The following is a 14204-nucleotide window of genomic DNA, read 5'->3' as shown; positions in this document are numbered from 1 at the left end:
CCTCCCATGGCAGTTCTCCCCCGGGTTCATTAGACGGCGCAGCCCGCTCTCGGACCGTCCGTCCAATCCGCCGTCTTCCTGCCCTGGAGTTTTTCCGTGATTACCGCCTCCGGCCTTGAGCTGCGCGCCGGCGCCCGCATCCTCATCGAGTCCGCTTCCTTCCGTATCGCCAAGGGCGACCGCATCGGCCTGGTCGGCCGTAACGGCGCCGGCAAGACCACCCTCACCAAGGTGCTGGCGGGCGAGGGCATCCCCGCCTCCGGTTCGGTCACCCGCGCCGGCGACGTCGGCTATCTGCCGCAGGACCCGCGCACCGGCGACCTGGACGTGCTGGCCCGCGACCGCATCCTGTCCGCCCGTGACCTCGACAGCGTGCTGCGCAAGATGCGCGAGAACGAGGACCGGATGGCCAACGGCAAGGGCGCCACCCGCGAAAAGGCGATGCGGAAGTACGAGCGCCTGGAGACCGAGTTCCTGACCAAGGGCGGGTACGCCGCCGAGGCGGAGGCCGCGACCATCGCCGCCAGCCTCGGTCTGCCCGACCGCATCCTCGGCCAGCCGCTGCACACCCTCTCCGGTGGTCAGCGCCGCCGCGTCGAGCTGGCCCGGATCCTGTTCTCGGACTCCGACACCCTGCTGCTCGACGAGCCCACCAACCACCTCGACGCCGACTCCATCGTCTGGCTGCGGGACTACCTCAAGACCTACCGCGGCGGCTTCATCGTGATCTCCCACGATGTCGACCTGGTCGAGACCGTGGTCAACAAGGTGTTCTACCTCGACGCCAACCGCTCGCAGATCGACATCTACAACATGGGCTGGAAGCTCTACCAGCAGCAGCGCGAGGCCGACGAGAAGCGCCGCAAGCGCGAGCGCGCGAACGCCGAGAAGAAGGCCGCGGCGCTCAACACCCAGGCCGACAAGATGCGGGCCAAGGCCACCAAGACCGTCGCCGCCCAGAACATGGCCAAGCGCGCCGACAAGCTCCTCGCCGGGCTGGAGCAGGTGCGCGCCGCCGACAAGGTCGCCAAGCTGCGCTTCCCGGACCCGGCACCGTGCGGCAAGACCCCGCTCACCGCCGAGGGCCTGTCGAAGTCCTACGGCTCCCTGGAGATCTTCACCGATGTCAACCTGGCCATCGACAAGGGCTCCCGGGTCGTCATCCTCGGTCTGAACGGTGCCGGCAAGACCACCCTGCTGCGGCTGCTGGCCGGCGTCGAGACGCCGGACACCGGTGAGGTCCGCCCCGGGCACGGCCTCAAGCTCGGCTACTACGCCCAGGAGCACGAGACCCTGGACCCGGACCGCACGGTCCTGGAGAACATGCGCTCGGCCGCCCCGGACATGGACCTGGTCGCCATCCGCAAGACGCTGGGTTCCTTCCTCTTCTCCGGGGACGACGTCGACAAGCCCGCCGGGGTGCTCTCCGGCGGCGAGAAGACCCGGCTCGCCCTGGCGACGCTGGTCGTCTCCTCGGCCAATGTGCTGCTGCTCGACGAGCCCACCAACAACCTCGACCCGGCCAGCCGCGAGGAGATCCTCGGCGCGCTGCACACCTTCACGGGCGCGGTGGTCCTGGTGTCGCACGACGAGGGAGCGGTGGACGCGCTGGAGCCCGAGCGCATCATCCTGCTGCCCGACGGCGTCGAGGACCTGTGGGGCCAGGACTACGCGGACCTGGTCGCGCTGGCCTGATCACGGCGTATGGATCATGCCGTATGGATCATTCGGCCGATGTGTGATCCATCATCTGAGTGAGAACGGCTCGTACACCGGCGAGTCTGCGGCATCCGGCCGGGCCCTTGGGGCCCGGCCGTCACCATTTCGTCGGCATACCGCCTGACCTGCCCCTTCTCGCGCAAAGCCGGGGACGGGCGGCCTTCCGCAGAGGCGGAATATGGCATTCCGGCCCGTGAGAGCGCCCGCTGGACGGCAAAGGATGTCGTACTGACCCTGCGGAATGGGTGGCCAGGAAGCCGGGGAGGGGTGATCATGAGAGTCCAGAGCGCACTTCCCACGAGGAGGCACGGGTGGCCGAGACTCTGAAGAAGGGCAGCCGGGTAACCGGCGCCGCGCGCGAGAAGCTCGCGGCAGACCTGAAGAAGAAGTACGACTCCGGTGCGAGCATCCGGGCGCTGGCCGAGGAAACCGGCCGCTCCTATGGATTCGTGCACCGGATGCTCAGCGAATCCGGTGTGGTCCTGCGCGGTCGAGGCGGAGCCACAAGGGGCAAGAAGGCCGCATCGGCCTGACGGCTGCGACTCCGGGTGCAGCGGTGTCCCCCCGGTCGACCGAGCAGTCGGCCGGGAGGTTACCGTTCAGTCACTTACGCACGCAGGTGCGGATGGCTGACTCGGAGGCGCTGATGACTCTGCTCGACAAGGACGGTGTGCGACTCGCCGTTGACGGTGCGGTCGCCACGGTGACCCTCGCCAACGCAGCGAAGCGCAATGCGCAGTCGCCGGCCATGTGGCGGGCGCTCGCCGAGGCGGGTTCTCTGCTGCCGGGAAACGTGCGGATCGCGGTGCTCCGTGGTGAGGGCCAGTCCTTCTCCGCGGGCCTCGACCGTCAGGCGTTCACGCCCGAAGGCTTCGACGGCGAGCCGTCGTTCATCGATCTGGCCCGCGGCACGGACAGCGAGCTGGACGCCACGATCGCCGAGTACCAGGAAGCGTTCACCTGGTGGCGGCGCAACGACCTGGTGTCCATCGCCGCCGTGCAGGGCCATGCCATTGGCGCGGGCTTCCAGCTCGCCCTGGCCTGCGATCTGCGGGTGGTCACGCCCGACGTCCAGTTCGCCATGCGCGAGACCAGCCTGGGACTCGTACCGGACCTGACCGGTACCCACCCCCTGTTCGGACTGGTGGGCTACGCCCGGGCGCTGGAGATCTGCGCCACGGGCCGCTTCGTGCATGCCGAGGAGGCCGAGCGGATCGGCCTCGCCAACCTCGTGGTGCCCGCGGACGAACTCGATGCCACGGCGGCCGACCTGGCCGCCGCGCTCACCGCCCCGCCGCGGGACGCCGTCATCGAGACCAAGGCCCTGCTGGCCGGCGCCGCGGGCCGTACGTACGAGGAGCAGCGCACCGCCGAACGGGCCGCCCAGGCACGCCGCCTGCGCGACCTCGCGGGCGTGGGGGAGTAACCCCCCGCTGCACTCCGTCATCGACGGGCGTCCCGTCCGGCCGGGGCGCCCGTCAGCTCCGTTCGACGGCGGTGACCAGCACGGCAACCGTCGACGGCGCCGCCGGTGCGGCGGCCACCGCCCGCCGTACGGCACTGGAGACGTCCAGGGCCCGGTAGCCGGGCGCGGTCGCCAGCTGGATCAGCACATGGCCGTCGGTGCAGCGCACCGCACGGGACGCCCCGCCGAGCACCGGTGCCAGCCGGGCCACCCCCGGTACGCCCCGCGCGACGGCGGGGATCCCCGCCGGGCCCTCCGGTGTCGCACCGCTGCCCTCATCCGCCGCGGGCGGGGCAGGCGGTTCCTGGGCACGGCCGGCGGGCGGCGGCGACGGTGCCTCGCCCTCCTCCAGCAGCTCGCTGACCTGCAGATCCACCACACCCACCACCAGCCCCAGCTCCCGGACCGCGGCCTCCAGCAGCGCGGTGCGCACCTGGTCGGCGACGGTGGGCAGCGGCCGGCCGGCGACCGCGGCGAAATCCGCCTCGATCCGCAGCGGGCCGGGCGGCAGCGCGCTCGGCGGGGCCGGCACCGCGGGCCGGGGGGCCCGGTCCGGGTCGGCGACGGACAGCCGCAGCGAGCCGAGGTGCACCCCGGCCGGGGTTCCGGCGGCCGCTCGCAACGCCCCGGCGGCCGCCTGCTCGGTGATCCATGCTCCGTCCCCGGGCCCGCCGAGCGGCAGCACCCGGCCGATCCCGAGCTGTACCCGCACCGCCTGCGCCCACTGGTTCGCGGCCACCGCGTCACCCCTTTCCCGGCGGTCCCCGGACCCGTTCCGGACACTTCCCGCACCACTCCACCAGCCTGCCGCAGACCCGGCCCCACGGCCCGCACGGCAGGGCGGTGTGCCGGGCGTCGCCGTGCGGAGCACTCCGCTGCCACGTCCCCGGAGCGGTCCGGGGGATGTGGACCTACGGTGGGCAACGGAGCGGACAAACCGCTTCTCCTCGCGGAAGCGGACCGCTTCTCCTCGCGGAAAGGGACGACGGCGATGAGCGAGAGCCAGCAGCATGCGGAAGGGCCCCGGACTCCTGCCAAGCGGGGTGGCGGCGACCCCGCTACCCGTGGGCGGACCACCATCGCCGACGGTGTGGTCGAGAAGATCGCCGGTCTGGCGGCCAGGGACGTCCTCGGCGTGCATGCCATGGGCAGCGGCCTCGCCCGTACGCTCGGCGCGGTACGCGACCGGGTGCCCGGCGGCGGCGGCAGGTCCGCGACCGCTACCCGCGGGTCAAGGCCGAGGTCGGCGAGGTGCAGACCGCGCTGGACCTGGAGATCGTGGTCGACTACGGCGTCTCCATCGCCGATGTGGCGCGCTCCGTACGGGAGAACGTCATCTCCGCGGTGGAACGGATGACGGGCCTGGAGGTCGTCGAGGTCAATATCGCGGTCAGCGACGTCAAGCTGCCCGATGAGGAAGACGAAGAAGAGGGAGCGGAGCCGCGGCTCCAGTAGCCGCATCCGTCCGGAGGGGTAGCGAAGGAGCGCACGATGAGCATGGCCGTGGTCGGCCTCTTGGCCGGTATGGCGCTGGGCTTCGCCGGATACTTCGGCGGCTTCGGCGCCTTTGTCCTGGTGGCGGCGCTGGGCGCCATCGGGTTTGTGGCCGGCAGACTCCTGGACGGGGATCTGGAAGCCGGCGATTTCTTCCGTCCGCGCCGCGGCGACCGCGACGAACGGCGGCGGTGAAGCCGGGTGGCGACGGTGTCCCCGGCCGCCGCTGCCGCCGGCGTGGCGGCGGGTGAGCGGGGCGCGACCAGCATCGCGGACCGGGTGGTGGCGAAGATCGCCGCACAGGCGGCCCGGGAGGCGCTGCGCCGGCAGTCCCGGCAGGCCCGCCCACAGGCGCATGCGACGGTGACCGTGCACCGGCGCGAGGACCGCAGGCACTTCGGCGAGGCGCGGGTGCGGATCGCCGTGGAGCTGGGCTACCCCTCCGACATCGGCGCCCAGTGCCGGGTGGTACGCCGTCACGTCACCGAGCGGGTCAAGGCGTTGGCGAGCATGGACGTGCCCGAGGTCGCCGTGGAGGTCGAGCGGCTGCACTCCCCGCTGGAGGAGCGTACGGGCCGCGGGAGGGTGCGATGAGCGACGACGCGGAGCAGCCGGACACCCGGCGGATGCCCACCCTCGACAAGACGCCCGGCGCCACGGACGGGCGGAGCGATTCCGCCCCGGGCCCGGCCGCGGCGGACGGGAGCGGCGACGGCCGCACCGGGCGCTTCTGGTCGGCCCGCCGGGTCCCGGCCGCGGTGGTCGCGCTGGTGCTGCTGGCCGCCGCCGGACTGCTGCTCTACGACGTGGTCGCGGTGCGCGCCGACCACCCCGCGATGGCCTGGCGCCGGTGGCTCGCCCGCGAACTGGCCACCCGTCACCTGGACAACCCCTGGGTGCTGGCCCCCGCCGCTCTCGCGGTGGTGCTCGGCATCTGGCTGATCGTGCTGGCGCTCACCCCCGGACTGCGCCAGGTGCTGCCGATGCGGCCGACGGCGCCGGACCTGCGGGCCGGGCTGGACCGGGCGGCGGCCGCGCTGGTGCTGCGCGACCGCGCCATGGAGGTGGCCGGCGTCCAGTCCGTACGGATGAAGGTCGGCCGCCGCAAGGCGAAGGCGCATGCCGTCTCGCACTTCCGTGAGCTGGACGAGGTCCGCGCCGACCTCGACGTCGCGCTGGGCGAGGGCCTGCGGCAGCTGGGGCTGGCGCACCGGCTCGGCCTGACCGTGCACGTCCGGCGCCCGAAGAAGGGATGAGGCAGCGATGCGCAGGGTCGGCAGAACGATCAACCGGGTACTGCTCGGCGTGACCGGTGTGGTGCTGCTGGGCACCGGTGGCCTGGTGCTGTTCGGCGGTCTGGACCTGCCCGCGAGATGGCGGCTGCGCCTGCCCGCCCACTGGCCCTGGTCAAGCCCCGGCGATGTCCTGCTCTCCGCGCGGCAGCGCACCCGCTGGAGTGGCCAGGGCTGGTTCTGGCCCGCCGTGATCGCCGCCCTGGCCGTCTTCGTGCTGCTGATGCTGTGGTGGCTGCTGTCCCAGCTGCGGCGGCACCGGCTGAACGACATCCTCGTCGACAGCGGCGACGGCGAGGGCGCCACCCTGCGCGGCCGGGCGCTGGAGGGCGTCCTCGCGGCCGAAACCGAGTCGCTGGAAGGCGTCGACCGGGCCGGGGTGCTGCTGACCGGCCGCCGGCGCGAACCGCGCATCCGGGCCCTGCTGTCCCTCGCCCCGCACGCCGACCCGGGCACCGTGGTCCGCCGCCTGTCGGACGAGGCGGTGACCCACGCCCGCCGCTCGGCCGGGCTCGACCGGCTGCCGGGGGACGTCCGGCTGCGCGCGGTCAAGCACCGGCCCGAGCGGGTCAGTTAGGGGGTGTCTCCCCGAGGGCCAAGAAGACCAGTGAGGGCCGGGGGACTCCCCGTCAGAAGCCGTGCCGGGCCCCGCCGTCCACCGGCACCATCACCCCGGTGACGTACGACGCGGCCGGCGACAGCAGGAACGCCGCGGCCCGGCCGAACTCCTCCGGTGTGCCGTAGCGGCCCAGCGGGATCGCCGCGGAGTTACGGGCGCGGGTGCCCTCCGGGTCGCCGGAGAGCGCGTCGAGCTGGGTCATCCGGTCGGTGGCGATCCGGCCGGGCAGGACGCCGAGGACCCGGATGCCGCGCGGGCCGAGCTCGACCGAGAGCGACTTGGCGAAGCCGGCGAGGCCGGGGCGGAGCCCGTTGGAGACGGTCAGCCCGGGGATCGGCTCATGGACCGAGCCGGACAGCACAAAGCCGATCACGCCGCCCTCCGCCAGCTCGGCGGCGGCCGTGCGGGCCAGCCGTACCGCGCCCAGGAAGACCGACTCGAAGGCCTGCTGCCACTGGTCGTCGGTGTTGTCGAGGGCGCCGCCGGGCGGCGGGCCGCCCACGCTGATCAGCACGCCGTCCAGGCGGCCGAAGCGCTCCCGGGCCGCGGCCACCAGGCGGCGTGGGCCCTCGGGGTCGGCGTTGTCGGCCGCCACCCCCAGGGCGCGTTCGCCGAGCGAGGCCGCGGCCGCCGCCGCGCTCTCCTCGGTGCGTCCGGTGAGCACGACGTTGGCGCCGTCGGCGACCAGTTCACGGGCGGTGGCGAAACCGAGGCCGCGGGTCGCCCCGGTGACGAGGTACGTCCGGTCGGTGAGTCCAAGATCCATGGCCCTAGTCTGCCCCGGCCCCGTCCTGCAGCCCGAAGGCGGTGCCCACCAGCCCGATATGGCTGAACGCCTGCGGATAGTTGCCCAGCTGGCGGCCGGCCGCCGGGTCGTACTCCTCGGAGAGCAGCCCCACATCGTTGCGCAGGTCCAGCAGCCGCTCGAACATCTCCCGGGCCTCGTGCCGCCGTCCGCTCATCCGCAGTGCGTCGACGAGCCAGAACGAGCAGGCCAGGAAGGTGCCCTCGTCGCCGGGCAGCCCGTCGACCGAGCCGCCCTCGGTGCTGTAGCGGCGGACCAGACCTTCGTGGCTCAGCTCCCGGCGCACCGTGTCGATGGTGCCGGCGACCCGCGGGTCGTCCCCGGGCAGAAAGCCGACCCGGGGGATCAGCAGGGTTGCCGCGTCCAGTTCCGCCGACCCGTAGAACTGGGTGAAGGTGCCGCGTTCGGCGTCATAGCCCCGCTCGCACACCTCCCGGTGCACCTCGTCGCGCATCGCCCGCCAGCGGTCGACGTCCCCGCCCAGCTTCGGATTGGCCTCCAGCGCCCACACCACCCGGTCGGCCGCCACCCAGGCCATGACCTTGGAGTGCACGAAGTGCCGGCGCGGCCCGCGGATCTCCCACAGCCCCTCGTCGGGGTCGCGCCAGGTGGACTCCAGATAGTCGACCAGCGCGCGCTGGATGCTCCAGGCGTGCGGCTCCGACGGCAGCCCGGCCGTGCGCGCGATGTGGAAGGAGTCGAGCACTTCGCCGTAGACGTCGAGCTGACGCTGTTCGACGGCGGCGTTGCCGATGCGTACGGGCACGGAGTCGGCGTATCCGGACAGCCACGGCAGCTCGGTCTCCGGCAGCCGCCGCTCACCCGCCAGCCCGTACATGATCTGCAGGTCGTCGGGGGCACCGGCCACCGCGCGCAGCAGCCAGTCCCGCCAGGCACCGGCCTCCTCCAGGTATCCGGCGGAGAGCAGCGAGTTCAGGGTGAGGCTGGCGTCGCGCAGCCAGCAGTAGCGGTAGTCCCAGTTGCGTACCCCGCCCAGCTCCTCGGGCAGCGAGGTGGTGGGGGCGGCGACGATGCCGCCGGTGGGCGCGTAGGTGAGCGCCTTGAGGGTGATCAGCGAGCGCATCACGGCCTCGCGGTAGGGCCCGTGGTAGCGGCAGCGCCCGGCCCAGGTGTGCCAGTCGTCCAGGGTGTCCTGAAGCGCCTCGAACGGGTCGATCTGGACCGGCCGGGGTTCGTGGGAGGGGTGCCAGGTCAGCACGAACGCGGCGCGTTCACCCGCGGCGACGGTGAAGTCCGAGCGGGTGCTGAAGTCCTTGCCGTAGGTGGTGCTCCGGTCCGGGGTGCGCAGCCATACCGAGTCCGGCCCGGCGACCGCGACCCGGCAGCCTTCGGTGGCCCGCACCCAGGGCACCGCCCGGCCGTAGTCGAACCGCAGCCGCAGCACCCCCCGCATCTCGACGCTGCCGCTCAGGCCCTCGACGATCCGTACGACATCGGGCTGGCGGTCGCGCTGCGGCATGAAGTCGATGACCCGGACGCTGCCCGTGGGGGTCTCCCACACCGTGTCGAGGATCAGCGAGTCACCGCGGTAGGAGCGCACCGCGCGGGCCTCGGAGGAGCGGGGGGACAGCCGCCAGTGGCCGTTGTCCTTGTGGCCCAGGAGCGCGGCGAAGCAGGCCCCGGAGTCGAAGCGGGGCAGGCACAGCCAGTCGATGGAGCCGTCGCGGCCGACGAGGGCGGCGGTCTGCAGATCGCCGATGAGCGCATAGTCCTCGATATGTGGGTGCACTCAGCGGTTTTTCCCGCACGGCGCGGGCGCCACGCGCTGTCGCGGCTGTACGGGCTACGACGTGGCCGGCACCGACGCCGTGTCGTCCGCCTCCGGAGCCTCGGCAGTATCGGCAGCCTCAGGAGTCTCCGGGTCCGGTCCGGCCGCGGCTGCCTCCTTCTCCTTGGCGGCGGCCTCCACCCGGTCGCGGTGTTCCCGGCGGACCAGGATCACCCAGCCGACCGGCACCGCCGCCGCGAACAGCCACCACTGGACCGCATACGCCATGTGCGGCCCGATGGAGTCGTGGTCCGGCTCGGGGACCAGCTCCGGCTTGCCGCCGGGCGGCTTGGGCCCGGTCTGTTCGATATAGCCGCCGAGCAGCGGCCGGCCGACCCGCTTCGCCTGCTCCTCGCTGTTGATCAGCATGATCTGGCGGGCGGGCAGGCCCTTGGTGTCCTTGATACCGCTGACCGCGGTGGTCTCGTCGGCCATCATCCGGCCGGTCACGGTGACCTTGCCCTGGGGGGCGGGTGGGACGTCCGGGAACTTGGTGAGGTCGTTGCCCGCCGAGATCCAGCCGCGGTTGACCAGCACGGCCCGGCCGTCGCCGAGGACCAGCGGGGTCAGGACGTAGTAGCCGATGCTCTGCTCGTCGGCGGCGGTGCGCTGACGGACCACGACCTCGTGCGCCGTGTCGAAGGTGCCGGTGGCGGTGACCGTGCGCCACATGTCGTGGCGGGGCAGGCTCCGGCCGGGCGCGGTCAGCTCGGTGACCGGGACCGGCCTGGCGGCCAGGCTGCTCGCGATCAGCTGGTTCTGCGCCACCTTGTGTTCATGACGGTGGAGCTGCCAGAAGCCCAGCTTGATCATGACGGGGATCAGCACGAGACCCACGAGGGTGAGGATCACCCACTGCCGGGACAACAGGAAGCGGTACACGGCTTCGACGGTACCCGGGCCTCCACCGCCCCCGAGCCGGGGGTCCCCGGAAGCGGCCGGGGGAGGGGCCGGAGGGGCGGCCACCCGGCCCGGACCGGGCGGGCCCTCCGGCTCAGACCCGGTCGACGATGCCCACCCTCCCGTCCGACCGGGCGCAGTGCGCACCGCAGTACCACTGTCCGTCGGCTTCCACGCCCTGGCCGATGATCTGGCACCGGCAGTGCTCACAGATCGGCGCCATGCGGTGGATGGCGCAGGCGAAACAGTCGAAGACGTGCACCGCGCCCTGCGCGTGCACCTCGAATGTCATGCCGTATTCGTTTCCGCAGACCTCACAACGTGCCATGCGCCACAGGGTGCGGGCGGCGCCCCCGCGGGGCGAGGTGCCGACGGGTGTGTTGGACGGGCTTCACCCGGACGCAGGCGCCGCTGACGCCGGCTCGACATCCTGCAGCAGCTGCATGAAGGCCGCCTCATCGATCACGACCGTGCCGTACGAGGCGGCCTTGGCCGTCTTGGAGGTCCGGGCGTCGGGGTCGTTGGTCACCAGCAGGCTGGTCAGCCGGGACAGGCTCGTGGCGACATGGAGCCCGGCCTCGATGGCCCGGTCCTCCAGCAGCTCGCGGTCCACGGAGGTGTCGCCGGAGAAGGCGACCCGCATCCCCTGGACGAGCCGGCCACCCGCCTCGTAGCGCCCCGGGTTGGGGTACGGGCACGCCGGGCGCTTACGGGAGGGCCGCCAGGACGTGGGGCGGTAGGCCGATGCCGAGGCGTGCTGCCGGGGCGCGGGGGCGTCCGACCACTCCGTCAGCGGCTGACAGGTCATCAGCGGCAGCCGCAGATTCTCCTGCGCGGCCCGCCGCAAACCGGGACGGAACGCCTCGGCCAGCACCCGGGCGTCGTCCAGCGCGTGGTGGGCGCGCTCCTGCACCACGCCGTAATGGGCGGCGAGGGATTCCAGCTTGTGATTGGGCAGCGGGAGCCGCAGCTCCTTGGACAGGGCGATGGTGCACAGCCGCTGCTGGACCGGTGCCGTCGCCGCGGCGCGCGCGTACTCACGGGCGATCATCGACCAGTCGAACATCGCGTTGTGCGCGACCAGTACCCGGTCCGCCAGGCGCCGGGACAGCTCCGGGACGATCTCCGGGAAGAGCGGGGCATCGGCCAGCACGGCGCTGGTCAGACCGTGGATCCAGACCGGCCCCGGGTCCCGCTGCGGGTTGACGAGGGTGTACCAGTGGTCCTGGACCTCGCCCTGTGCGTCGAGTTGGTACACCGCGGCGGAGATGATCCGGTCGTCTCTGGCCAGGCCCGTGGTCTCGACGTCGACCACCGCGTACCCCTGGGGATACGCGGACGGCCAGGGAGCCGGTGGCGTCTGCGGGCCCGGCTGCTGCCCGATCTTCGGCGCGATCGGGTCGGCTGCTGCCATACGGTCTTCGAGCATGGTCACTGAGGATACGGGCCACCACTGACAGCCACCGAACCGGCGTGGCGCGCGCGGGGGTAGTCGCACGGCCCCACGCGCCCCGGGGGCCGGCACCACGGCGGACAGCGGGGAGGCCGACAACGCCCCTCTTTCCGTGGTCGGCAGCGAAGTTGACGGCGGGCCGGAAGCCGGTCACCAAAGCCGCGGGGAGGCACCCCTTACGCCCCCAGTTGCCGCGCCGGCTGCGCCTCCTCCGCCACCGAGCCGTCCCCGCCGACGCTCACCCGGCGGAGCGTGGCGCCCGGTCTGCGGGTGACGACCTCCACCAGACGGCCGTCGGCGAACACCCCGGCGGCGCCGTCATCGACCGCCCAACCCCCGGGCAGCGCACGGTCGTTGACCGCCGCGAGATAGCCGGGCCTGCGCTCCGGTTCGCCGTCGTAGTGCGGGCACAGGCTGCCCGGCAGCAGTCCCAGCCCGTCGGCCAGCGGCACGGGCGGGCCGAAGGAGTCGGAGAACGCGCTCTCGAACCAGCAGCAGGCCCCGGCGCTGATGCCGCACAGCACCACCCCTGCCGCGTACGCCTCGCGCAGGATCGCGTCCAGGCCGTGCACCCGCCAGACGGCAAGCATGTTGGCGGTGTTGCCGCCGCCGACATAGACGATGTCCTGGGCGAGGACGAAGGACCGCAGATCGGTCACGGTGCGCCGGAACAGCTCCAGATGACTCGGCTCGCACCCGCGCCCGGCGAACGCCGCGTGGAACTTCTCGATATATCCCGGTGCGTCACCGCTCGCGGTCGGCAGGAAGTAGACCTTCGGCCGGGGCCGGCCGGCCCTCTCCAGGACGACGTCGTCCAGCAGGGTGTCGGGGTCGTCGGAGAAGCCGCCGCCGAGCAGGGCGATCGTGGGTGTGCGGGTCATGGGACCTCGATTCCGGGCGTCGGGGGACCTGCCGCCGGGCCGTCGTCGCGGCGCAGCTGACGGCACGTCTTACATACTTCTCAGTAACAACCCCTAGCGGCACCGCCGTCCACGCCTTTATGGTGCGGGACATGCCGCACCTGCCCGATGTCCTGTTGTGGTCCATACCGGCCTTCGTCCTGCTCGCCGTGATCGAGATGGTGAGCTACCGCCTCCATCCCGACGAGGAGGCGGCGGGCTACGAGGCCAAGGACGCCGCCACCAGCGTCGGCATGGGCCTGGGCAGCCTCGTGTTCGACGCGCTGTGGAAGATCCCCATCGTGGCGATCTACGCCGCGGTGTACGCCCTCACCCCCCTGCGGATCCCCGTGCTGTGGTGGACGCTGCCCCTGATGCAGCTCGCCCAGGACTTCTTCTACTACTGGTCGCACCGTGGCCACCACGTCATCCGTGTCCTGTGGGCCTGCCACGTGGTGCACCACTCCAGCGAGAAGTTCAACCTCAGCACCGCCTTGCGGCAGCCTTGGACGACCTGGACCGTCTGGCCTTTCTACGTGCCGATGATCGCGCTCGGCGTCCATCCGGCCGTGATCGCCTTCACCTCCGGCGCCAACCTCGTCTACCAGTTCTGGGTGCACACCGAGCGGATCGACAAACTGCCCCGGCCCTTCGAGTTCGTGCTCAACACCCCCTCCCACCACCGGGTCCACCACGCCTCGCAGGGCGGCTATCTGGACCGTAACTTCGGCGGGATCCTGATCATCTGGGACCGGATGTTCGGCTCGTTCGTGGCCGAAACCGAGCGGCCGGTCTACGGACTCACCAAGAACATCAAGACCTTCAACCCGCTGCGGGTGGCCACCCATGAGTACGCCGCCATCGCGCGCGACCTACGGGCCGCGGACAGCTGGCGCGAGCGCGCCGGGCGGGTGTTCCGCGGGCCGGGCTGGCAGCCGGCCGGGCGGGCCGCCGCGGGGCAGGCCCCGACGGCCGGGCGGCCGGAGGCCGAGGCGCGCGCCTCCGTCGGGGAGCCGGCCGCATGAGGGCACGGTGGCCGCGGGCCGTCCGGCCCCTGCTGTGGGTCTTCGCCGCACTGGCCGTCGTGCACCTGGGCGCGCTGCTCGGCGGCGTCCCGGCCGTCGGGCAGCTCACCAAGCCCGCGCTGATGCCGGTGCTCGCCGCCTACGCGCTGGCGCGCGGCGGTCCCCCGCTGCTCGCCGGTGCGCTGCTGTGCGGCTGCGGCGGGGACACCTTCCTCCAGATCGGCGGGGACGTCGCCTTCCTGGTGGGGATGGGCTCGTTCGCCGCCGGACACGTCTGCTATCTGCTGCTGTTCGCCCGGCACGGGGCGGCGCCCGGGGCCGGACGGCGGGGGCGTACGGTCGCCGTTGCCGCTGCGTATGCCGCGCTGCTCGCCGGCACGGTGGTGCTCCTGTGGCCGGACCTCCCGGCCGGCCTGCGGATCCCGGTCGCCGGCTACAGCCTGCTGCTCACCGCGATGGCGTTCGGCGCGCTCCGGGCGGGCCTGCCGGCCGCCGCCGGCGGACTGCTCTTCCTCCTCTCCGACACCCTGATCGCCAGCGGCATCGCCCACTGGCCGCAGTTGCCCGCCCCGCAGTTCTGCATCATGTTCACCTATCTTGCGGCCCAGTACGCGCTGGCCGGCGGTGTGCTGCGCGCGGCCGGCACCGCTCCCCGGCCCGCACCGGAGACCGGTGCGGCGCGGGCCGAGGTGGCCGGCGGCACCGCCGCTTGAGTCTCCCCCCGTGGGAGACCCGAGAGTGGAC

Annotated in this window: 16 protein-coding genes and 1 pseudogene; 10 read left to right on the top strand and 7 right to left on the bottom strand. The window is 72.6% G+C overall.

The window, feature by feature from the left end:
- Positions 1-96 precede the first annotated feature (96 nt).
- The 3 genes from CFW40_RS07665 to CFW40_RS07655 all read left to right on the top strand — a co-directional run bounded on the left by CFW40_RS07665 (position 97) and on the right by CFW40_RS07655 (position 3145).
- Positions 97-1695, top strand: coding sequence for an ABC-F family ATP-binding cassette domain-containing protein (locus tag CFW40_RS07665; protein WP_088797072.1), 1599 nt, complete (start codon positions 97-99; stop codon positions 1693-1695).
- Positions 1696-2030: 335 nt separating this feature from the next.
- On the top strand, positions 2031-2252 hold the full coding sequence (locus CFW40_RS07660; protein WP_006606369.1) for a helix-turn-helix domain-containing protein: 222 nt from the start codon (positions 2031-2033) through the stop codon (positions 2250-2252).
- Positions 2253-2344: 92 nt separating this feature from the next.
- Positions 2345-3145: an enoyl-CoA hydratase/isomerase family protein gene (locus CFW40_RS07655; protein ID WP_371127306.1), complete on the top strand. Its 801-nt coding sequence runs from the start codon at positions 2345-2347 to the stop codon at positions 3143-3145.
- Between the two features lie 52 nt (positions 3146-3197).
- On the opposite strand, the gene CFW40_RS07650 is transcribed toward CFW40_RS07655, so the two are convergent.
- The gene (locus CFW40_RS07650; protein WP_088797071.1) at positions 3198-3923 is read right to left on the bottom strand and encodes a hypothetical protein; all 726 of its coding nucleotides are present in this window, start codon (positions 3921-3923) and stop codon (positions 3198-3200) included.
- Positions 3924-4175: 252 nt separating this feature from the next.
- On the opposite strand from CFW40_RS07650, the pseudogene CFW40_RS07645 reads away from it, so the two are divergent.
- The 5 genes and pseudogenes from CFW40_RS07645 (at position 4176) to amaP (ending at position 6547) form a co-directional block, all read left to right on the top strand.
- Positions 4176-4639 (top strand): annotated as a pseudogene (locus tag CFW40_RS07645) (Asp23/Gls24 family envelope stress response protein).
- 36 nt (positions 4640-4675) lie between these two features.
- On the top strand, positions 4676-4873 hold the full coding sequence (locus CFW40_RS07640) for a hypothetical protein (RefSeq protein ID WP_088797070.1): 198 nt from the start codon (positions 4676-4678) through the stop codon (positions 4871-4873).
- 6 nt (positions 4874-4879) lie between these two features.
- Positions 4880-5272 (top strand): hypothetical protein, encoded by a 393-nt coding sequence (locus CFW40_RS07635; protein WP_176956555.1) that lies wholly within the window; start codon positions 4880-4882, stop codon positions 5270-5272.
- Positions 5269-5934: a DUF6286 domain-containing protein gene (locus tag CFW40_RS07630; protein ID WP_088797069.1), complete on the top strand. Its 666-nt coding sequence runs from the start codon at positions 5269-5271 to the stop codon at positions 5932-5934. Before CFW40_RS07635 ends, CFW40_RS07630 begins: the two co-directional genes overlap by 4 nt.
- A gap of 7 nt (positions 5935-5941) precedes the next feature.
- Positions 5942-6547, top strand: a complete 606-nt coding sequence (gene amaP, locus CFW40_RS07625; RefSeq protein WP_088797068.1) for an alkaline shock response membrane anchor protein AmaP — start codon at positions 5942-5944, stop codon at positions 6545-6547.
- Between the two features lie 52 nt (positions 6548-6599).
- On the opposite strand, the gene CFW40_RS07620 is transcribed toward amaP, so the two are convergent.
- The 6 genes from CFW40_RS07620 to CFW40_RS07595 form a co-directional block, all read right to left on the bottom strand.
- A complete protein-coding gene (locus CFW40_RS07620; protein WP_088797067.1) occupies positions 6600-7355 on the bottom strand; it encodes an SDR family oxidoreductase in 756 nt (251 codons plus the stop codon).
- A gap of 4 nt (positions 7356-7359) precedes the next feature.
- Entirely contained in the window at positions 7360-9144 is a 1785-nt protein-coding gene (locus CFW40_RS07615; protein ID WP_088797066.1) for a glycoside hydrolase family 15 protein, read from the bottom strand.
- 54 nt (positions 9145-9198) lie between these two features.
- A complete protein-coding gene (locus CFW40_RS07610; protein ID WP_088797065.1) occupies positions 9199-10065 on the bottom strand; it encodes an SURF1 family protein in 867 nt (288 codons plus the stop codon).
- 112 nt (positions 10066-10177) lie between these two features.
- Entirely contained in the window at positions 10178-10411 is a 234-nt protein-coding gene (locus CFW40_RS07605) for a hypothetical protein (protein WP_030087516.1), read from the bottom strand.
- A gap of 63 nt (positions 10412-10474) precedes the next feature.
- Positions 10475-11512 carry a DEDDh family exonuclease gene (locus CFW40_RS07600; protein WP_256331549.1) on the bottom strand — a complete coding sequence of 346 codons (1038 nt, stop codon included), beginning with the start codon at positions 11510-11512 and terminating at the stop codon, positions 10475-10477.
- Between the two features lie 200 nt (positions 11513-11712).
- The gene (locus CFW40_RS07595; protein WP_088797064.1) at positions 11713-12417 is read right to left on the bottom strand and encodes a peptidase E; all 705 of its coding nucleotides are present in this window, start codon (positions 12415-12417) and stop codon (positions 11713-11715) included.
- Between the two features lie 131 nt (positions 12418-12548).
- Between CFW40_RS07595 and CFW40_RS07590 the strand changes: the two genes are divergently transcribed.
- Positions 12549-13460: a sterol desaturase family protein gene (locus CFW40_RS07590; protein ID WP_088797063.1), complete on the top strand. Its 912-nt coding sequence runs from the start codon at positions 12549-12551 to the stop codon at positions 13458-13460.
- Entirely contained in the window at positions 13457-14173 is a 717-nt protein-coding gene (locus tag CFW40_RS07585) for a lysoplasmalogenase (protein ID WP_088797062.1), read from the top strand. The genes CFW40_RS07590 and CFW40_RS07585 overlap by 4 nt, the downstream gene beginning before the upstream one ends.
- Positions 14174-14204: the final 31 nt, after the last annotated feature.

Source organism: Streptomyces sp. 2114.4, from assembly GCF_900187385.1.
Taxonomy (GTDB): domain Bacteria; phylum Actinomycetota; class Actinomycetes; order Streptomycetales; family Streptomycetaceae; genus Streptomyces; species Streptomyces mooreae.
This window is presented reverse-complemented; position numbering and strand designations above follow the sequence as displayed.